The following is a 20,552-nucleotide window of genomic DNA, read 5'->3' as shown; positions in this document are numbered from 1 at the left end:
ATAATTTTTTACTTAAAAGCATTTATTCCAGTTACATCCATACCTGTAATTAATAGATGAATATCGTGTGTGCCCTCATAAGTAACAACTGATTCCAGATTCATCATATGTCGCATAATAGAATATTCGCCAGTAATACCCATGCCACCAAGCATTTGCCTGGCATTCCTGGCTATATTTAATGCAACCTCAACACTGTTTCTTTTAGCCATTGATATCTGCTCTGGACTCGCTCTGTTTTCATTTTTAAGTACACCCAGCCTCCATACTAGCAATTGAGCTTTAGTAATCTCAGTGATCATTTCTGCCAGTTTTTTCTGCTGCAATTGAAAACTTCCAATAGGTTTGTCGAACTGAATTCTTTCTTTTGAATATCGTAGTGCTGTATCATAACAGTCCATCGCAGCCCCTAAAGCTCCCCAGGCAATGCCGTACCTAGCTTGGTTTAAACAACCCAATGGCCCCTTTAAGCCAGTTATATCCGGAAAAATATTAATTTTAGGCACTTTTACATTATCAAAAACCAGTTCGCCGGTTGCCGAAGCTCTCAGGCTCCATTTATGATGTGTTTCTGGTGTAGTAAATCCTTCCATACCACGTTCTACAATGAGCCCCCGTACTTTTCCAGATTCTTCTTTGGCCCAAACGACAGCAATATCAGCAAAAGGAGAATTAGAAATCCACATCTTGGCCCCATTCAATAAGTAATAATCTCCTTTATCTTTTATATTAGTGACCATACCACCCGGATCAGAACCATGATCGGGCTCAGTAAGCCCAAAGCACCCCATTAACTCACCTGTAGCCAGTTTTGGTAAATACTTTCTTTTTTGTTCTTCAGTACCATAGGTGAAAATCGGATACATCACCAATGAACCCTGTACAGAGGCAGTAGAGCGAATGCCTGAATCACCACGTTCAATCTCTTGCATTAAGATCCCGTAAGAAATATAATCAAGGCCAGCACCTCCATATTCAACTGGTATTGTGGGGCCAAAAGCACCTATTTCACCTAATCCTTTAATAATTTGTTTAGGAAATTCAGCTTTTTGAGCATAATCTTCAATAATAGGACTAATGTTCATTTTCACCCAATCACGTGCAGTAGAACGGATCAGCTTATGTTCTTCCGACAATAATTCATCTAATAAATAATAGTCTGGAGCTTCGTAAAGGTCTTTCTTGATAGATTTATTCATTGTTTACGTTATATTTGGGTGATCAATCAGCTGTCTTATCAAAGGTAATGAATTCAAGGTAGGGCAGGTTAATACTTAACGAAAAATAGATTTCAAGATGTCATCAAATCCCGGATATGTGCAAACCGTTGCCCTAAAAGATGTTAAATGCTTTGCCTTACACGGCTATTATCCTGAAGAGCAGTTAACTGGTATCTATTTTTTAGTAGATATAGTAGTAGAATTTATTCCTTTTGGAGAAACAGAGAATCTGCAACATACCGTAAACTATGAAGTATTGAATACCATCATATTGGAAGAAATGGCTAATACTCAAAAAATGTTGGAAACCGTCGTTAAAAACATCATTGATAGAACTGTTTCTAATTATCCATTTATATTAACGACCACAGTTGGCATTAAAAAGCTAAACCCACCAATGCCCGGCGAAATAGGACATTCTTTCGTGCAGTTAAGTTATAAAACTGCTTAACTGTCCAATTGCTCAAATGAGATCATACGTGCTTTTTCTTCCTCTGGTATTGGAAATGAACATCTGTTTTCATAATCAAATGCAACGCAGGTAGTTTTACCTGTAGCGCAAACTTCTTCCTTGCCATTAACCATTTTCACCACCAGGTATTCAAGGTCAAAGCTACTTTTACCAATTCTTGATGTGCGGACATTTATACTGATTTTGTCTTCAAGTAGTATGGGTAAAACATAATCTAAAGAAGCACTTGCAATCACAACACCTGTCTTTTTCCAATCCCACTTTATTGCATAGTTCCAGTATTTAGCTCTTGCAATTTCGAGGTATGTGAAATATATAGCATTGTTTACATGACCCATCATATCAAAATCTGCAAAACGTGTTTCTATCTCGGCTTTATACTTAAAACTGTCGGAAGTATTAACTATTACTGACTTTCTGTCTGTTTTTTTATTTTTATTACGCCATAATGTCTTAAAAATCATAATTAAATGGGTTGGTATAAGAGTTGAACATTCGGTTAGTATAAATTATAATATTAAAATAGTAAATCATAAAAGAACATAAAACAGGAGGAACAATCATGACACTAGTAAAATTTAACAACAGAACCAGAAACACTGCACCCTATTTCAACAATGTATTCGACTCATTGTTTAGCGAAGCATTAAATAAAAATTTAACGGTTAATAAAATCCCCGGAGTTAACATCTTAGAAACAGAAGCAGATTACAAAATTGAGTTAGCTGCACCAGGTTTAACAAAAGAGGATTTTCAGATTAACCTGAAAAAAGATACACTGTCAGTTTGGGCAGAGAAAAAAACTACAGAAGTTGAAGCTGAAAAGGATTATACAAGAAAAGAATTCGACTATTATTCTTTCGCCAGATCATTTGTCTTGCCTGAAAGTGTAGACGGAGATAAAATTACAGCTGAATATACAAATGGCATTCTGAACATTACCATAGGTAAAAAAGATGAGTCTAAATCAGCAACAAAAGAAATAAAAGTTTCATAATAAGGTTAATTTGGTTTTTAAGTTACAGGCTGTATCGATATGATCAGCCTGTTTTTTTTTGCACCATGCTTCTCCTAATTAACTTCCTTAAGATCACTCTTATTTAGCCAGCCTTTAGTAACCTGTCCATCCTTATTCGTATGTGTTACATAAATAAAGCCCTTGTCTTCCTCAATTACGTTGAACTTAGCGTTGTTCCATAAACCCAGCACACCATTTCTTTGTGAACTGGCACTCGCTGCATCATAAAAATAAACAGTTCCTTTAGGGAGTTGATATTTTTTTCCTTCACTAACAATAAAAGTACCTGCAGCTTCTTTAGCCTTAGCTTCAGCTTCCGCTCTTTTTGCTGCTGCAGCCATTTGCGCCTCATACTCCTTTTTTAGGCTATCAATCTCAGCTTTTTGAGCAGCTGTATCAATTGTAACAGGTTGTACCTGTGTGGTAGTATCGATATGAGTTATAGGAATACTTTCAGTTGTATCTACTTTTGCAGTTTGCATTGTATCTATTGCAGCTTGGTTATGGATGCTCTCAACTTGTGATAGCAGTCCGTAAGCAGATAGCATAGCTAATATAATGATAGAAAGGATCATAATAGCAAATACAGGTTTAGATAATTTAATTCCATCAGAATCTTCAATCTGCAATTTAGCTTCCTTCTTTAAAGTAGAAATTGGGGTAGATACTATCTCAAGGGGAGCTATAAATTCTCCACCCCGATATACAATAGCATCCTGCAAAGCAGCTCCATTGGAATATCTTTTTTCAGGACTTTTCTCCAGACATTTCTTAATTACCTCAAGCAGCCATTGCGGAACATGCATTTCTTTCTTTCTTTTCTCGTCATCCCAACTTTGAGGTAATCGGTTCCTGCGCAGATTCATAAGATCAGGGATCTGAGCTTCCATGTGCGATACCATAACCTGATTACGAGAGCTTTCGTTTTTATTGATCAAAGGAAAAGGAACTGTTCCAGCAAGTAATTCATATAGTATAATGCCATAACTATAAACATCTGTCTGAAAGAACATCTCACCATCATGCTGCTCGGGAGCCATGAATTCTACAGCACCAGCATGACGTAAACTCGTACGACGCTGTTCATCAGACATAATAGCTAGTCCGAAATCAAGTAATACATAATTACCTGTTTCATTGTTAAATTTTACATTATTACTTTTTATATCTCCATGCTTAATACCTACACGATGGCAGTGAGCAAGCGCATTTGCCAGTTGTTCAGCCAGTTTAATCACCTCATGAATAGTAAATATTGGAGAATGAGGAGGCATCAGCAGTTTTTCGAGATCTGGTCCTTCAATATATTCCATTTCAATAAAAGGGAAGGAGCCGCTTTCAGTGAGCCCTGAACCGAGAATTTTTACAACATTCGGATTAGGTACTTCATTCACCTTTTTGAGTTTTTCTACTTCATTTTTAAATTTAATGAAGTTCTTATCATCCTCACTTTCGGTGTGAATTGGAGTAGGCATAATTTTCACTGCTGTGATAATAGTTCCTGTACGTTTACCCTTATACACAGACCCTTGTCCACCTGTACTTAAAGCACCAAGATTTTCTAATCCTTCTGTTATTGTAAAAACTTTACTCATTGTACTATATTAATTATGACCAACTTCAATATAACTAAATTCTAAAACAGCAAGCTCACCTAAGATAATCTGATCACCTTCCTGCAATGTATGCCCAAGCTCTGTAACATTTAATTTCACAGGGTTATGATCTCCCAATGATCTTATTTTTACTTTATTGCGAGGAGGAATACCACCTTCATCTGCAAATAAAAGAAAAGATCCGGTATCTGAATCCCATTCAATATGTGCATGTTGCCTGCTGATAAATTTATTCGCTTCATCAGAACTGTTATCAGGAAAAGCGATATGGTTAATCCTGAAAAAACCATCACTTGCCTGAACCTTATGCTCTCTTCCTATATTTATTTTGCCATCAGAAGCACTTATTTTATATTCTTTTTTCTCAGACTCTCCGTTTAAAGGACGAATATAAGCAGTTTTAGAACGGGTTACGACTACGTGTTCTGGAGTCCTGATGTAAAGCGCAGCGTTTAAACCATTTAATTTTATAGCATCTCCCGGTAATTCTTCAATGAAGTTAGTTTGCATTGTCCAGTTTCCTGGCAGATCAATTGCAAAATCATCAGCAATACGCTGTATTTCGTTTTTGAACCTAATGTCATCATCAGCAAAAATAGCCGATTCATACATATGTCTTTCTGTAGGTAAGCATGCAATGAACAAAGCAAGGCCTTTTATATGTTTACCTTCACCACCTTCCAGTTTCTGTAATTCCTGTTTGATCCCCGATAGCAGATGCTCCCTGATCGCTTTTACATCCTGCGGTTGTTCCTGATGACGTTTATTAAATAAATTAAACATATGATTTAGTTTAAGATTTTTTCGCTTCTTTTTTTAAATAACCCAATTTCAACAAAGCCGGGACTACATGTTGTCCGGCTAGTTTAACTGCTTTGCTGGATCCACGTGTAGATTCAATTCTGATACAAACTACTACATTACCCTTTCCATCTGCTTTTGGTGCAAAAAAGGTATACCAACCATCGTTGATCTGCTGGCCTTTCCATATTCGTTCAGGAGTACCTGTTTTACCGGCTACTTTTATACCTAAAGTATACGTCTTGTTTTCACTTTGCTTTAACATATAGCTGCTGATCAGTTCAGCATATTGGGGTGTATTTGCTATTTTAACAGAAGCATTAACTGATGTAGTAGAATCACTTATTTTAAGCACATATCGATTTGCTACTACATTTCCTTTATTGGCAACACCGGATACAAGTCTGGCTATAGCAGCAGGCGTGGCGATCAGTTCACCTTGTCCCCAGGCCATTCCGGAAATCCCTTTAGCCCTTGTGCGACGAATCCTCGCCGGATCGTATTTTGGCTTAGTATTAAATTCTGTTTTTTCCCAGAAAGCCTTCCATTTAGCTTCCTGTTTAACATTACTTGTATCCCGCCCATAATAATAACCACCTACACCACGCAGAAACATGCCTGTTTTTAAATACAATGTAGCCATTTCATCTTGCAGGTGTTCTTCGTTAGCAATTTTTATAAAGTACACATTATTCGATTTCACCAAGGCACGTTCCAGGTTAATATTACCAGTTTCATCAGGCTCAATCCCTTTTGTTCTGATTCTTTCTGCTGCGCTAACAGAAAACACCCTCTTTGCTGCATCAGGTCCCAACTTATTGAAGGCAGCCATAGCAGTAAGCACTTTAGCTGTCGAACCAGGCGGAGTAGCTGTGGTAAAGCCTAAATCGGCAGTAGTGTACCAACCAGATAACTTATTCTGCTCTGTGCTTGTCATATTTAGCAAATCCCAATTTTTAACAGGAGGCAGCGGAAACAATGCTGAAGCAAGTACATCACCAGTATGGTCTTCCATGATAACTACAGAAACTCTACTGTTTCTGATACTTGTATCCTGAGCCATTGTGTTCTGAATGGTAGTCTGCAGGCCTGCATCAATGGTAAGCTTCACATCTCTGTTGCGCTTTTTAAATGCTTGCACTTCATCGCTATTTAAACCTGATAATAAAAGAGGAGCAAGTGCAGAATAATCTCTTTTGCTAACTGTCATTTCTTTTACCCCACGAGGTAAAAAGCGGTTTTTCTGGTATTTGTTCGCATTTGTATTAAACGAAATTACAGGCGTTTTAAAACCTCTTAATTCTGCAGCATGTTCATACTCCGCGAAATAACCATTTGTACTTCCATTAAATATTCCGGTATTGTTGTCGCCAGTCCAGAAGAACATCTGTTCCTCAAAAGGGTAATATCTGTCTACCCGTTTATGTTCTGCTGAATCCAGATTGTAACTAATACCAGCAGCACTAAGTTCGCTACTTTGTTTTTTAATGTGTTCAGGATTACTCGTTGCAAGTACACGGCCATTTCGGTCAAACAAATCGCCAGCTGCAAGTTTATTCATTAATATAGCTATTCGTGGATTGTAACTAAACATACGTGCCCCACTTCTATCTGCAACCAACGCAGGTTGTACAACCCATTTATTATTGCTTACAATGTACTTAGACACTGTTACTGTAAGTAATAGTATAGCAATACTTGCCGCAAGTAATGCCGGAACGAGATTTTTATCCTGCTGCTTAGTGATATAAGCCATCTGGACTTCCGACCCTTTAACCAGAGATATAGATAGCAGAAAACCAGCCGCAAGCATATTTGCCACTAAGGAAGAACCTCCATAGCTGATAAAAGGCAAGGCAACACCCGATAATGGAAGCGCCCCTGTGGATCCACCCGCAATCAGTAAAAATTGTACAAATAAACTGATGCCGACACCAGCAGACAAGTAGAAGAGGAAGGGCATACCAGTTTGTCGCCCAATAATAATAGAGCGATGTAAAAACACCAGAAATAATATAAAAATGCCAATAATGCCTGCCCAGCCAAATTCTTCGCCAATTGCTGGTAAGATCATATCGGTATGTGCTTCAGGTATTGTTTTAGCAAAACCCTTTCCAACACCTTGTCCACTAATACCACCACTTGCCATAGCCCAGATGCCATTAGCAACCTGATCGCCCCCGTAAACTTCGTTGTTCCATGGGTCCTGCCATATCGACTTACGTTCTGAAAGCCTGTTTACAGGTCCTGGAATTAATTCTCCTAAGTAGGGAACCTGGTCAATCAGCAAGAAAGCAGCCATAACTATAATGATCATCATGGCTGATTCACTAGTTTTCTTATTAATCATCATGATTAAAGAAACCAGGGTAATGGTAGATAGGGTGGCTATCCATACATTTAAAAACCAGGCGCTAAACACATAGATAATAATTGCCGTAAGCATCATCATAAAATCGCCTCTTGAAAAAGAGAAAAGAATGATGAAAGTAAAACAAACAACCATTGCAGGGCCCAAATCGCCCAGCAATAAATACATTAATATAGCGATCACCATTGCTATTAATGCAAAGGAGAAAAAGAACCAACGTTTATGCCAGCTGCTGTATTCTGTGATAAACCGTTCATTTGAAGCAAAAAAACCAGCCAGAAATAGAATGATGGAATATTTAACAATCTCACTTGGCTGTACGCCAAAAAGGTTCACTTTCACACCACTTCCTTCAGGACCAGTACCAAATACGATAGTCAATGCGAGCAAACCTAAGGCCGCAATAGCCCATTGCCATCCTTTAGCCTTACTAAAGACATCCTTTACCAATAGCATTCTGTATACCCGAGAGTCTACATTGAATTTACGCAAGTTAACAGAAAGCATAATGAGGATACTTAAAACCCCCAGTCCATAAAAGACAAGACTATCTCTTGCTAAGAACCTATCCCTTAGTGGATCCTGCAGACTAAGTAAAGTAAGAAATGATAAGCCCGTCATGATCATTATAACAGGTAATATCAACTGATCGGCCTGCGGACGTTTAACTGTCATGAAGATATGGAGCAGGAAGAAACCTGCCAAAAAACTAACTACAATAATCCAGTACCATTGGTTGTACGACTCAGGTGTTCGTACAATTAAAGACTTCTCTTTTTTTAGAATTTTAAAATCTCTGGTCGAGAATAGCTTAATACTATGTGGTGATTGCCTGAAATTAAACGTTGCGTCTTCATCAAGTTCTTGTAGTCCCAGTGACCTTCCATACTGAAAGCCAGGCTTTAGCGGGAGTACTCCATAAGCCTTACCATCAGGTAGATGTCGGAAGCTATAATTACCATTTGCATCGGTACGGACGTAAGAGATAAAATCATTCATCACTTCATCTTCATTGTACGAAGTGTCTTGCGGCAGGATCATCTGTACTCTCACCAAAACCCCAGACACTGCATTTTTTGCTGTATCTATAATCTTTCCTTTAATACTAAAGCTACCTTGTTTGAAATCTCTGCCGGCCGGAAGTTTCTCCGGATTTCTTAGTTCCTGCTTATATTTTAATGAATCATTTCCTGAAAATCCGAGCAACATACGAGAAGCAAGCACACGCTCTTTAAAGTTCTTTCCACCATTGGAAAAAGCTACATCTGCAGGTACAAAGAAGTTCTTTTTATTCAGTTCACCTATGTTATCAATAGGTTCTTTATGTAATAAAGTACTATTTGAGACTACATTTTCAATGAGTAGTACATCATTTTTGTCCTCAAAATAATAACCTTTAGTGAGCAGTGTTTTGATTTTCTTACCTGGATCAGGCTCATTAAGGTTCATCATCGTACCTTCATTAAGGCGCTTGTATACATCCTTAAAGTTTTCTTGTTGAGCAAAATATAATGTCACGAATAAGGCACCCAGTATAAGGGTTGCAAGCAGTAAAAATATACGCTCAGCTTTCCTGTTTGGGCTTTGTCTTATCTGCTCTGACATATTAAATTTTTAATTTACTTTATTTACAATTAACTACTGATTTACAGTTAATTATTATTTATTATTAACTTTAGCCCCAGTGGTGATGAATTGTACATTCTTTAATAAAATGCCTTTTCTTTCCAATGAATTAAGATCCTCAAAGTTTTCTAATGTAAAGTTTTCCAATAAAACACTTCTGTTGGCAGGAGCAATTAAAAATGGTTGCCCCTTGTATCCACTGTCACTTTTGATAGTAATGTTCCCGCTGGCTTTTAAATACAAACTGTCCCTTTTTATCCTGATGGGTTCTGCAATTAATATTGGTGATTTAAATACAGAATCATCCAGTATCAATATATTGCCTTCTAATTTATCCAGTGTATCTTGTAGTTTCAATGCCTGAGCATATTTGTTAAACACAACAGCGTCGGGCAATTGGTGTTTATTTTCAAGCTCATTATTATACCATTGCTTCCAGAAAGTAAAAGCGATAGCTGCAAGAATTATAAAGATGATAATCTTTATTAAAGGACTAAAGTCTTTGGAAGAAGTTTTTACAGTGTCCTTTGCTAATGAATTATTAGGCTTTGAACTTTCATCAGCTTTTAATGTGGTTTCAGGAATAATGGTTATTTCCTTCTTTTTTTTAGGTCTTGAAATAGGCTTTGTAACTTCATGAACAAAAGCTTCATTATCATTTTTAACTAATACCACGGTGATATTGTCGCGGCCACCATTGGTATTGGCAGCATCAATTAATTGTATTCCTTTTTGCTCTAACTGTTCATATTGTAATAAAATGTCAGTTATACCTTGCTTATTTACCATGTCGGATAAACCATCACTGCAAAGCAGAATCAGATCGCCAGGCAGAAAAGGGGAGTGTCCCGTCTCGACATAATCTTTCTGTATACCTATATTTCCAGCAAACCCCAGTGCTTTATTGATTTCATTACGCTTAGGGTGTTGCATTGCCTGTTCCTCTGTTAAACGTCCTGAATCTTCCATAAAACCAACGAAAGACTGGTCTTTAGATATCTTTATCAATGAGCTATCACGTAATAAGTAGATTCTGGTATCGCCAACGTGAGCATAATAGAACTGGTTATTTTTCAGATCTGCAAGTGCCAGTGTCATCACACAAGCCATGTCCTCGTGCTCTTTGTTTAGTTTCTTTGCTTCAAGAATCTGTTCATTTGCTTCAGCAAAAATAGCTTGCATAAGTAATGATAAATCACCTGCAGGTTTGTCCATTAGTCTAAGAACAGTTTTTCTGGCAACAGCTGCTGCCACTTCACCACCGGTATAGCCACCAACGCCATCAATAACACAAGCAAGAATATAGTCTGTTCCCTCTATTCTTTGAGCAATAAAAGTATCTTCATTATTGCTGCGCACTTTTCCGGCATCTGTTATTCCAAAATAGTTTCTATCCATTCTTGCTGGTCGATTTTTTTATAGCTACAAAATGTGCTATCAGTAGCATCACACACAAGATCAATAACGCTATAGAGAGTATTTGCGACATAAATCAGGCTTTAAAAATATTAATTCCAATAATTCCATTTAGAATAATTCTCGAATTCAGAGGCAATTCTACCCATTGAGGATCATCAGGATTACTTCTTTCAACAAGGTTTTCATTTAGAATTGTTTTCTCCCCAAAGGATGAAAGGAAGAATTTCTCAGCAGTTTTGTTGTAACGAATTTGAAGATGAGGGGAGTTTACCCAGTCGGACGGGATTTTAAATATATTGTCATCTGTTCTTGATTCCTCATTTCCAGAAATCGTAATATCATTAAATTTCATCAGGTATTCCAGCTTCTGGCCAGTATACGCCTGATCTGGTAAAGTCGTTTCAAATCTGGCCAGTAATATATTTTCTGGTACGACTTTGTTTTTTGTCGGAGATTTTATATTGGCAATATATGGGATTTCATAATATCCCTCACTGTAAAATATAAAGTCTTTAAGCAAGTCATTGCTAATGTCAAATGTTTGTGCAAGGCCGGTATGTCTAGGAATGAAAGTCACTCTGAGATTTTCCTGCTTCTGTCCGGCATCGGGCATTAATTTACCAATAAAGCCTTTATCTCCGGATTTATAATCCGGATGTGCTACAAAACGAAACACCCATTTATTACTGGAAGGCTCTACACTTTTTCCTGAAAGAGAATAGTCATTCAGTATGTCGTAGAATGTTTTTACTGATTCCTGAGCAATTAATCCGAACATTCCATTTTTATTGTCCATGAAGGATCGGTAATCTTCAGTATTTAAACAAATGATGTATTCATGGTAAAAGACTACACGTTCCGCAAAAGAGAGATCCGCAATTGATTCTTTGAATTTCTCAATGATATATTTATAAATCGTATCTGGTGTAAGCGGCTGTGTTTTAGTTGCTGGCCCCGTATTATTACTACTTAAAAACCAATCCTGAATACCTATTCTCTGCCAAAAAGAAGGTTTTTCTTCCATCTATAAAGGTTTAATGGTGTGTAAATTTCTATATAACGGTAAAGCTAGTTAATTCATTATTAAAGATGCAAAAATAACCGTTGTCTTAAGAATATCCTTGGAATTGCTTATCATTCACAGATTCCTGTTCATAAATAATCCTTTAACTTATCAAAGAATAACGGTTTTAGTGAGATGAAACCATTTTAAGACCTATAATAGAGCCAATTAAGGTGGCAATAAAAAACAATCTTAAAAAAGTAGCTGGTTCCTTGAATACAAAAATACCTATCAGAACAGTACCCACAGCACCAATACCAGTCCATACTGCATATGCAGTACCTAGTGGCAAAGTTTGTGTTGCTTTTAGCAGAAGATACATACTAATGAAAAGACAGGCAATAAACCCGGCATACCAGGAATACATGGTTATGCCTACGGCCTCTTTTGCCTTTCCCAGACACAAAGTAAATCCAACTTCGAAAAACCCTCCAAGGATTAGTATTATCCAGTTCATAGTTACATGCTCTTTTTGTTACCGCAAAAGTAGCATTTCTATTTTTTTAAATTGGCTTTAATCCATTTTTCATAGGCTAACATGAAACTTTTCAAAGATTCTCTTCGGGATTCATTAATAAGCGTTCCATTATCATCAAATAAAGCTGCAGCTCCACCAATGTATGCTTCTGGCTGGGCCATTGTAGGTACATTAACAAAAACCAAGGATTGGCGTAAGTGATGATTAGCCCCAAAACCACAGATGTTTCCAATAGAAACACTCACTATAGCTCCAGGTTTCTCATCCCAGGAATTTTGTCCATAAGGACGAGAGCCTACATCAATAGCATTTTTCAAAACAGCCGGGACAGAACGGTTATATTCAGGTGTGACAAAAAGAACTCCATCTGCAGCAATAATTTGTTCTCGAAATACTACCCATTCATTTGGTGGCGTAGCTTCCAGGTCTTCATTAAACATGGGAAGATTTGCGATACTGACTATTTGCAGAGATAGAGATTCGGGTGCAAGAGCAATTAATGCTTTTGCAGTTTTCAGATTGAATGATTCTTTACGAAGGCTCCCTACAATAACTGCTATTTTGTGCTTTTCCATTGTCTTGTTTTTATTTAATACTGTACAATTGAAGTTAATTATTTTTTGATTGTTACAAGAGATTTTTTGTTTACTTAGTTGTATCATTAGAAAATGAAGCGATAAAAGCAGCAAGAGAAATGAGAGATTCTACCAGCACATCGACTGCCTAATTTGATAATTGATTTATGTATAATGGAATAAAAAAGGCCAACCATTCGGTCAGCCTTAAATATTCCTTTTTATAATTACTTATTCCGAAGTTTAAATCTTCGGTAGGAGATAAATGCCAAGACAAAAATGCATCCAACAGTTACATAAACCCATGATGGGATCGGAACAGGATCACCTTGCGCATAAGAATGTAATCCTGTTAAGTAATAATTCACCCCGAAATATGTCATAATAATCGTTGAGAAACTCAACAACGACAATAAGTTAAACAGGTATTTAGTTCTTAAACCAGGGATCAGACGAACATGTAAAACAAACGCATAAATGATCACAGAGATAAATGCCCAGGTTTCCTTAGGATCCCAGCTCCAGTAACGCCCCCAACTTTCGTTAGCCCAGATACCACCTAAGAATGTACCTACGGTTAGCAAGAATAAACCAACTGTTAACGACATTTCGTTTACAATCGTTAATTCTGTAATTGAGGATTTTACCTTGGCGCTGATCTTATTGTTGTCAATAATGTATAAAACTAAAACTACCGTACCGATCAAGGCACTTAAGCCAAAGAAACCATAACTAGAAGTGATAATCGCTACGTGAATCATCAACCAATAAGATTTAAGTACTGGAACCAACGGTGTAATCTGCGGGTTCATCTGCGATCCACCATGTGCAAATCCCATTAGAATTACGGCAATTAAACAACCTGCAGCAGGGATAAAAGCATTACTGTTTCTATACATTCCAAGTCCCGAAAGTACCCCAATCCAGCTGATAAACAATACCGCTTCGTAACCATTACTCCATGGCTCATGACCAGAAATATACCATCTAGTTGCCAATCCAAATCCTTGAAGGAATGCAGCAATACTGATTAAGATCAATACAAAGGTTACAACTTTATCAAGCGTTTTAGAATCCTTAAATAACTTAAAAAATGCTAACCCAAGTATTACTGCACCCAAAAGGGCATAGGTAATCATCAGGTTAAGGAAAATATTCCATGAATTATAACTTATCTCCCAAAACACTTTAGTATCTGAAGGCATTACGTCCTTACCAAATTTCAATTGAATGGCTTTGAACTGATCTAATGTAGCATTTGCAGCGGACCAATCTCCTGTCTGTTGTGCGTCTTTAATGTTTTTAGCATATCGGTCAATAGGATTTAATTCACCTGAAAGGGGAGAATCACGCACTGCTGAAGGCATAGCAACCCAGGTATTATTTTCATCACCTGCAATAGGGAAGATTCGCAAATACTGTCCGTTGATCAATGCCTGCATAGCCTGAAGCTTATCATTCAATTCAATAATCTCTTTATCATAGTTATTTTGCTCCGCTGGTTTTCTGGCAAAAGCTTTTGAATAATCATCTTTTAATATAAACTGAAGGGCTCCATCTTCACCTATCTTTAATAGGTTAATCATGGAGGTATAACCACCTTCATTCGCTTTGACTACTTTTAATAAGCCTGCCCCACCTTTAGCACCAATTTTAATAATTGGAACATTCATCCATATAAAAGGTGTGGTAGAAACAGAAAGGAAGAATTGATTAGCATTTAAGCTATGAAAACGGTCTTTACGGTGTAATTTCCTTAAAATCTCTAAGGCCATTGTATTGATCGGTTCAACTCTTCCATCTATATTCTGAACTGGTAAATGGCCGAATTTATCTGCATGTTCCAAATCAATTTTTATGGAAGCAGCAAACTGTACGGGTTCTACTGTTTTAGCAGACAACATCATCGCTAACTCTGCTTTACTCGGTTGCACATGATTATGACCATCATGTGTGGAATGATCATGTACTTCTCCAGGAGCATGATTATGTCCATCGTGTTCTGAATGATCGTGTCCTTCCCCAGGGGCATGGTTATGCCCATCGTGTGCTGAATGATCATGACCGTCATCAGCAGGCATTTGTGCTTGTGGCTTTACAAGCCCCGGAATATCGGATGATCCATTTTTACCATGCATATCAATCTTCTGACTAAATGCGGCACCTGCAGGAAGGAACAGAAACAAGAGTAAAAGTGATTTTGACTTCGCTGATTTAGAGATGCTTTTTAATTGCTCATTTAGTTTTGAAAAATGTGTTCCTTTCCAGAATAAAGTAACGAACATACCAAGAAACAATAAAGTATAGCCGATATAAGTAACATTTGTTCCAAGTTCATCATGATTTACAGAAAGTACTGTTCCTTGTTCATCATCATCAAAACTGGCCTGGAATAAGCGATATCCGGCCTTATCCAATACGTTGTTCATATAAATTTTGTAAGGTGTGTCTTGTCCACCTTCCTGAATTAACACATCCGAAGAGTAAGAGGAGGGACTACTACTACCAGGGTATTTTTCCATTTTAAAGTCTACTAATTTAACTGAAAATGGAGTTCTATAGATTTTAGAACCATAAGCCATAGATATTAATATTCCTCCAATTTCACTTTGATGCTGGAAATTAGTGATTCCTTTTCCGCCATAGAAAGAAACTGTATCTAAGCTATTAGGAGTGGTTACTTCCACTTTAACCAGATCTGGATCATGTTCGTTTTTTGTTTTATCACCTTCAAAATAAATGATATCGCCAGTAACAGGTGCTTCTGGAATCACGAATGCCAATCTCCCGAAAGTATACAGACTTCTTAAATTAAAAGGTTGTGCCGGACTATTTTCAACGACAGGCTTTTTTTCCTGAGTGGCCATAATCATATAGTCACCGGCAAAAGGTGATGCGATTTGTAAAGCGCCATTTACATCTGATATATTAATGGCACCAGGTGTTTCTTTATTATAACTCACCAACATATTTGCGATGAGCTGTACTGTTCCAGCAGGAACATATTTGTTTACGCGTTGTCCTGCCTCTGAAACTACTAAATGTAAAGTCGGTTTTCCAGCAGGATTATGAACCAAAGAGTCTTGTGCTCTTGCATAAAAGTCAATTACTTTTACCTTAACACGTTGTCCATGGTAATCATATTCAGCTTTAAAAGTCTTTTTGAAAGGCTTTAAATAGCTTGGAATACGGTTCGAGATTAAAATTGCCTGTTGATCATCATAAGCCAAAGCCTGTTCATCTTTTCCTATCTGCATTTTGAAAAAGGTTGCATCAGAAATGATTGCATCTGAAGATTCACCTTCTCTGATGTGCATAGAGCCTTCAAAACTCACATATCTGGTAATGTATCCACCAATAAAAATGATTACAAAAGCAAGATGAAATACCAATAATGGCCATTTTTTACGTTGCGTAAGCTGGTACCTACTGATATTACCAATAAAGTTGAGCACCAGAATAACCATTATTAATTCAAACCACCAGCAATTGTATATCAATGCTTTGGCCACCGCCGTTCCATAGTCATTTTCAATAAATGTGGCCATAGCCATAGAGAAAGCGTATAACAATAACATAGCACCCATAGTTCGGGTGGAAAAGAGAATTTTGCCTAACCTTGTAATCATTCGTGTTTTGTTCTTTTTCTTTTGTACCAGTTTTTAACCGGCATAAGGAGTTGTTCCTTATCAATATCCGCAAAGATGCCCCGACAGAATCACAAAACTTAGTCATAATAATTTTATGGCAAAAAAAAGACGATACACGCTGATTTTTACAGAATAAAATGGCTAGTTGCACTGTTTCTGTTACAGTTGGGGGTTATTTATCCTATATTCGTTATATTAATTTGGATAAGAAAAAAAGATCCTTTATAAAAATAGATCCTTAAATAGATATGAAAGTTGCAGTTTTTAGTACAAGTAATTATGATGAAGCTTTTTTAAGTAAGCACAATACAGGTCATGAAATCAAATTTTTTAAAGTATCTCTTTCCGAAGAAACAATGACCCTGGCTGAGGGATTTGAGGCTATCTGCATTTTTGTCAATGATGTATTAAACCAGAAAATATTAGATAAATTAAAAGAATCTGGTCTTAAGGTAGTAGTGTTACGTTGTGCAGGCTTTAATAATGTTGATGTCAGACATGCTACTCAACTGGGGATTCCGGTTATGCGGGTGCCGGCATACTCTCCGGAGGCTGTTGCTGAACATGCCATGGCTCTGATTTTAACACTTAATCGTAAAACCCATAAAGCCTATAACCGAGTGAGAGAAGGTAATTTTTCATTAGAAAGACTCATGGGGATCAATCTTAATCAAAGGAAGGTTGCTGTGATAGGCACAGGTCATATTGGACAAGCCTTTTGTAGAATTTTGAATGGATTCGGATGTCATATCAAAGCTTATGATCCTTTCCCTAATAAGGAACTTCAAAACTCAGGAGTTAAATACGGAACTCTTAAAGAAACTTTGAAAGATGCTGATATCATTTCATTGCACTGTCCGCTTACTGCTGATACTCAACATTTAATTAATGCAGAACGCCTTAGCTATATTAAGCCTGGTGCTATGCTTATCAATACAGGTAGAGGAGGGTTAATCGACACATCAGCCATTATCGCAGCATTAAAGACAGGTCTGATTGGCGCTCTTGGTCTTGATGTTTACGAACAGGAATCTGATTTCTTTTTTCAGGATTTTTCTGAATCAATTATTCAGGACGAACAACTTAGTCAATTGATCTCTTTCCCAAATGTGCTGATCACCGGTCATCAGGGCTTTTTAACCCATGAAGCAATGACAGAAATTGCAAATGTGACCTTTAATAACATAGATGCTTTTAACGATGGCTTAGCACTCCTGAACCGTATTGAAATTAATGCTTAAAATGAATAATTTTAATAAACATGGATATAGAGACTTATAATGATTCCCAGTCGGCAGCAGACAGAGAAATCTGTAACATATTATCTACAGAAATCAATCGCAATCTCCCTGAAACCGAAAATAAAATCTGGCATGCGCATCCTGTTTGGTTTATAAAAGGAAATCCAATTGTGGGTTATAGCAAACTCAAATCTGGTATTCGTTTGATGTTTTGGAGTGGTGCTGATTTTGAAGAAGCAGAACTAAAGATAAACACTGGTAAATTTAAAGATGCATCTATTACTTATACAGCTCCTGAACAGATTGATTTAGAAGATCTTGCTCGTTGGATTGATAAATCTAAAGTTATACAATGGGATTATAAAAATGTGGTGAAGAGAAAGGGTGTATTAATTCGTATTGAGTAAAAATGCCTCCATATAATAAACCCCTCTGAATTATATTCAAGAGGGGTTTGTCAATGTATTATAGAAGGATTGTTTTATTGCTTATTTCTGGAAACGGTATGAACCTTCAGTTCCTTCGAAGTAAAGGGCACCATCTTCACTTTTTACTGTAAGAGCAGGGTGTAATACCTTACCATCTTTCAATACCTTCCAGGTACCTGGTAAAAGGTCAGTAATCACAAATTTAAATGTTCCTTTGCCAACAACAGAGAAGTTAAATAAACCGTTAATAGTTTCAGAAGTTTTGCTGAAAGTAGTTATTCTATCTGCAATCTGTACACCAACTATCTTATCACCGTCTATGCGTTTAACATCATGTAATTTTTGTTGCGTGTTGTCTGCAACTTGCATTACATTCAGGTAATAATCTTCAGCTGCTGCCTTTTTTGGTGTAATCTCCACGCGCCATGCACCACGTTCCAAAGCTTCATCAGTACCTGGCTTAGGGTCGTTTTTGTAATTGGTGCCAAATACCCAAAACTCTTTATCCTTACCACCAACAGGCTTAATATCTGAATTAGAAATATCTGGTAACAATGATGTATTAACTAACATACCACTATCGCCATTTTTTGTACGTTTTATAGTAATCTGATTGCCTTTTATTTCTGGTTCTTCGATACTGTGCAACAACCAAAACTTCTTAAAATCAGGGTTAGATGATACCACTTTATCAAAAACAATCATTGCCGCAGGAACCTTGTTGTCTTTAAGATTCAGGAACATGAATGAACGTTTTACTTCTTTTACCTTTGCCGAATAAGCTTCGGTAATATCACCTTTCAGATAAGTGTAGTCAGGTGTCTGGTTATTTGGTCCAAATCCCTGAGCAAGAATTTTTCCTGTTTTAAAATCACCCGCAAGCATTTCTTTAAGCTCTCTTGGTGCAGTCCAGCCTTTACCAGGCAAACGTTGACCACCATCATTGGCTGCAAAGTCTGTTTTATCTGATCCACCATATCCATGAATGCTAAATACCTCTTTCGGATCGTAAATCAACAAGCTGTTGTGAGCGATAGTCCGCTTAAAGAAGTTTTTATTGTGAGGACTGTTATAACCTCCGGAAGAACCAGTATACGATCCTGCATCAATTGCCAAAGGACCTTTGTAATAAATTTGAAACGAGCCGGCATCATGGTGCTGATGATTAAGGAATGTATATTCATTGATCTTCATTTCCGCAATTACGCTTTCCGGCCCCCATCCAGTACGAGCAACCATCCATCCGAAAGGAGATCCGGAATATCTTGACAAGGGTAAGTCATCAGGCTTTTTGCTACCTAATTTGGTATCACGCCATAAAAATTCGAATAGCTTGCAATGCGGTTCTACTCTGGGATCTTTAAGGAATTCATAATTAAGATATTCATCTTTATAATAACTACCCGCAAGAAATGTAGGCAATGAATAGTACTTAGGTCTTTTTCTAGTGTAATCCACATCGCCACTTGGCATAATCTGACCATCTGGACGGCGCTTATAGATCATATCATAAAGAACGAATTGTTGTCCGGGATGAAATACATTACCTGCCCCCATGCGGTCTAATATCCACAGTGCAAAAAGATCATTAGAAAACCTAACATTTAGGTATGACATTCCCTGATGATAATTCTGTGAAGGATAAAACCAGTTGCGGGCAACTAGATGTTCTTTAAAAAATCGACCTGCAGCAAGGTTATACATTTCAGGAAACTCATCATAAATTGCAATACCAACAGAAAGCAGGTCTCTCATAATCATCCACTCTGAAGCGTGTCCTACAATAGAATTATCTTTTACTGGTGGATAACCACATTCCAGCATCTTAGCTAATCTCACAAATGCTTTTACAAAACGTGTTTTCTCTTCAGGTTTTAATTGGTCGTAACACCAATCGTACACAATGGCTCCGGTTACCATAAACAGACCAATGCCTCTGGAAATATCACCGGCCTTCTTAAAAGTAGCTGTTTCCAGCGTGTCTATAATAGAAGTAATAGCTGCTCGTCCTACTTTAGGATTTTTGGTCATCAGATATTCCAAAGCTTGTAATTCTACTCTTACAGTAAGTCCTTTCTGATTGAAGTAAAAACGAAAGTCCTTGACTTCTGGAATTTCTTCAGGCTTCCAGTCTTCCTGCATTTTAATCATGTCGTTCCAGACCTTTTTCAAATCTGGATCATTCCTTCTATTTTTTAAATCAGGAACATGTTGTTCACGAACGTATAATCGTGGATGAACTTTAGGAGGTACAGGCATAGACACACCATCCACTTCTTTCCAGATCACATCAGTCTTGATCTGAGAATAGCCTTTTGTTATAAAAACAAAAAGTTGTACAACAAAAACATACAGGTAAAGCTTTTTCATATAATTGGTTTAATAGCTTGGCCGCTTATTATTATCCGACCTTGATAAAACTCAAGGTAAAAAGATTATAGCTTATCAATATGGCTTATCTGCGCTTTTCAACATAATTGAAATGAATTTATTGATTTTCTAAACTCCTATAAGACCAATTTATGGTTCTGCTTAAGCTAAAGTTCTTGCGTTTTGTCTTAAATGATATATCGG

Annotated in this window: 15 protein-coding genes; 4 read left to right on the top strand and 11 right to left on the bottom strand. The window is 37.2% G+C overall.

Annotation, left to right across the window (positions count from 1 at the left end; translation table 11 throughout):
• Positions 1–8: 8 nt before the first annotated feature.
• A complete protein-coding gene (locus ABDJ41_RS05575; RefSeq protein WP_349784822.1) occupies positions 9–1,199 on the bottom strand; it encodes an acyl-CoA dehydrogenase family protein in 1,191 nt (396 codons plus the stop codon).
• Positions 1,200–1,296: 97 nt separating this feature from the next.
• On the opposite strand from ABDJ41_RS05575, the gene ABDJ41_RS05570 reads away from it, so the two are divergent.
• Positions 1,297–1,671, top strand: coding sequence for a dihydroneopterin aldolase (locus tag ABDJ41_RS05570; RefSeq protein ID WP_349784821.1), 375 nt, complete (start codon positions 1,297–1,299; stop codon positions 1,669–1,671).
• Here ABDJ41_RS05570 and ABDJ41_RS05565 read toward each other — a convergent pair.
• Positions 1,668–2,156, bottom strand: a complete 489-nt coding sequence (locus ABDJ41_RS05565) for an acyl-CoA thioesterase (protein ID WP_349784820.1) — start codon at positions 2,154–2,156, stop codon at positions 1,668–1,670. The two genes, ABDJ41_RS05570 and ABDJ41_RS05565, sit on opposite strands and share 4 nt — an antisense overlap.
• 98 nt (positions 2,157–2,254) lie before the next feature.
• Here ABDJ41_RS05565 and ABDJ41_RS05560 point away from each other — a divergent pair, with 98 nt between their 5' ends.
• A complete protein-coding gene (locus ABDJ41_RS05560; RefSeq protein WP_349784819.1) occupies positions 2,255–2,689 on the top strand; it encodes an Hsp20/alpha crystallin family protein in 435 nt (144 codons plus the stop codon).
• A gap of 74 nt (positions 2,690–2,763) precedes the next feature.
• On the opposite strand, the gene ABDJ41_RS05555 is transcribed toward ABDJ41_RS05560, so the two are convergent.
• From ABDJ41_RS05555 to ABDJ41_RS05520, 8 genes are all read right to left on the bottom strand, one after another.
• Complete coding sequence (locus tag ABDJ41_RS05555; protein WP_349784818.1) at positions 2,764–4,305, bottom strand: serine/threonine protein kinase; 1,542 nt, start codon at positions 4,303–4,305, stop codon at positions 2,764–2,766.
• A gap of 9 nt (positions 4,306–4,314) precedes the next feature.
• Entirely contained in the window at positions 4,315–5,109 is a 795-nt protein-coding gene (locus ABDJ41_RS05550; RefSeq protein WP_349784817.1) for an FHA domain-containing protein, read from the bottom strand.
• A 10-nt stretch (positions 5,110–5,119) separates the two neighbouring features.
• Entirely contained in the window at positions 5,120–9,103 is a 3,984-nt protein-coding gene (locus tag ABDJ41_RS05545; RefSeq protein ID WP_349784816.1) for an FtsW/RodA/SpoVE family cell cycle protein, read from the bottom strand.
• A 54-nt stretch (positions 9,104–9,157) separates the two neighbouring features.
• Positions 9,158–10,522, bottom strand: a complete 1,365-nt coding sequence (locus ABDJ41_RS05540; RefSeq protein WP_349784815.1) for a PP2C family protein-serine/threonine phosphatase — start codon at positions 10,520–10,522, stop codon at positions 9,158–9,160.
• 94 nt (positions 10,523–10,616) lie between these two features.
• Entirely contained in the window at positions 10,617–11,567 is a 951-nt protein-coding gene (locus ABDJ41_RS05535) for a hypothetical protein (RefSeq protein WP_349784814.1), read from the bottom strand.
• 166 nt (positions 11,568–11,733) lie between these two features.
• On the bottom strand, positions 11,734–12,063 hold the full coding sequence (locus ABDJ41_RS05530) for a DMT family transporter (RefSeq protein WP_349784813.1): 330 nt from the start codon (positions 12,061–12,063) through the stop codon (positions 11,734–11,736).
• Positions 12,064–12,101: 38 nt separating this feature from the next.
• Complete coding sequence (locus ABDJ41_RS05525) at positions 12,102–12,659, bottom strand: NADPH-dependent FMN reductase (RefSeq protein WP_349784812.1); 558 nt, start codon at positions 12,657–12,659, stop codon at positions 12,102–12,104.
• Positions 12,660–12,886: 227 nt separating this feature from the next.
• Positions 12,887–16,288: a cytochrome c biogenesis protein gene (locus ABDJ41_RS05520; RefSeq protein ID WP_349784811.1), complete on the bottom strand. Its 3,402-nt coding sequence runs from the start codon at positions 16,286–16,288 to the stop codon at positions 12,887–12,889.
• Between the two features lie 269 nt (positions 16,289–16,557).
• On the opposite strand from ABDJ41_RS05520, the gene ABDJ41_RS05515 reads away from it, so the two are divergent.
• Both ABDJ41_RS05515 and ABDJ41_RS05510 read left to right on the top strand, forming a co-directional pair.
• Positions 16,558–17,550 carry a 2-hydroxyacid dehydrogenase gene (locus ABDJ41_RS05515; protein ID WP_349784810.1) on the top strand — a complete coding sequence of 331 codons (993 nt, stop codon included), beginning with the start codon at positions 16,558–16,560 and terminating at the stop codon, positions 17,548–17,550.
• A gap of 20 nt (positions 17,551–17,570) precedes the next feature.
• A complete protein-coding gene (locus tag ABDJ41_RS05510; protein WP_349784809.1) occupies positions 17,571–17,957 on the top strand; it encodes a DUF1801 domain-containing protein in 387 nt (128 codons plus the stop codon).
• Positions 17,958–18,038: 81 nt separating this feature from the next.
• Here the strand turns inward: ABDJ41_RS05510 and hepB are convergent, their stop codons facing one another.
• Positions 18,039–20,348 carry a heparin/heparin-sulfate lyase HepB gene (gene hepB / locus ABDJ41_RS05505; RefSeq protein ID WP_349784808.1) on the bottom strand — a complete coding sequence of 770 codons (2,310 nt, stop codon included), beginning with the start codon at positions 20,346–20,348 and terminating at the stop codon, positions 18,039–18,041.
• Positions 20,349–20,552 lie beyond the last annotated feature (204 nt).

Origin of the sequence: Pedobacter sp. ASV1-7, assembly GCF_040203335.1 — a bacterium.
Classification (GTDB): Bacteria; Bacteroidota; Bacteroidia; order Sphingobacteriales; family Sphingobacteriaceae; genus Pedobacter.
This window is presented reverse-complemented; position numbering and strand designations above follow the sequence as displayed.

Coding starts and splice junctions, on each gene's coding strand:
- ABDJ41_RS05565 (WP_349784820.1), bottom strand. CDS start 2,156: ATGATTTTTAAGACATTATGGCGTAATAAAAATAAAAAAACAGACAGA.
- ABDJ41_RS05510 (WP_349784809.1), top strand. CDS start 17,571: ATGGATATAGAGACTTATAATGATTCCCAGTCGGCAGCAGACAGAGAA.
- ABDJ41_RS05530 (WP_349784813.1), bottom strand. CDS start 12,063: ATGAACTGGATAATACTAATCCTTGGAGGGTTTTTCGAAGTTGGATTT.
- ABDJ41_RS05540 (WP_349784815.1), bottom strand. CDS start 10,522: ATGGATAGAAACTATTTTGGAATAACAGATGCCGGAAAAGTGCGCAGC.
- ABDJ41_RS05545 (WP_349784816.1), bottom strand. CDS start 9,103: ATGTCAGAGCAGATAAGACAAAGCCCAAACAGGAAAGCTGAGCGTATA.
- ABDJ41_RS05535 (WP_349784814.1), bottom strand. CDS start 11,567: ATGGAAGAAAAACCTTCTTTTTGGCAGAGAATAGGTATTCAGGATTGG.
- ABDJ41_RS05575 (WP_349784822.1), bottom strand. CDS start 1,199: ATGAATAAATCTATCAAGAAAGACCTTTACGAAGCTCCAGACTATTAT.
- ABDJ41_RS05515 (WP_349784810.1), top strand. CDS start 16,558: ATGAAAGTTGCAGTTTTTAGTACAAGTAATTATGATGAAGCTTTTTTA.
- ABDJ41_RS05520 (WP_349784811.1), bottom strand. CDS start 16,288: ATGATTACAAGGTTAGGCAAAATTCTCTTTTCCACCCGAACTATGGGT.
- hepB (WP_349784808.1), bottom strand. CDS start 20,348: ATGAAAAAGCTTTACCTGTATGTTTTTGTTGTACAACTTTTTGTTTTT.
- ABDJ41_RS05550 (WP_349784817.1), bottom strand. CDS start 5,109: ATGTTTAATTTATTTAATAAACGTCATCAGGAACAACCGCAGGATGTA.
- ABDJ41_RS05525 (WP_349784812.1), bottom strand. CDS start 12,659: ATGGAAAAGCACAAAATAGCAGTTATTGTAGGGAGCCTTCGTAAAGAA.
- ABDJ41_RS05555 (WP_349784818.1), bottom strand. CDS start 4,305: ATGAGTAAAGTTTTTACAATAACAGAAGGATTAGAAAATCTTGGTGCT.
- ABDJ41_RS05560 (WP_349784819.1), top strand. CDS start 2,255: ATGACACTAGTAAAATTTAACAACAGAACCAGAAACACTGCACCCTAT.
- ABDJ41_RS05570 (WP_349784821.1), top strand. CDS start 1,297: ATGTCATCAAATCCCGGATATGTGCAAACCGTTGCCCTAAAAGATGTT.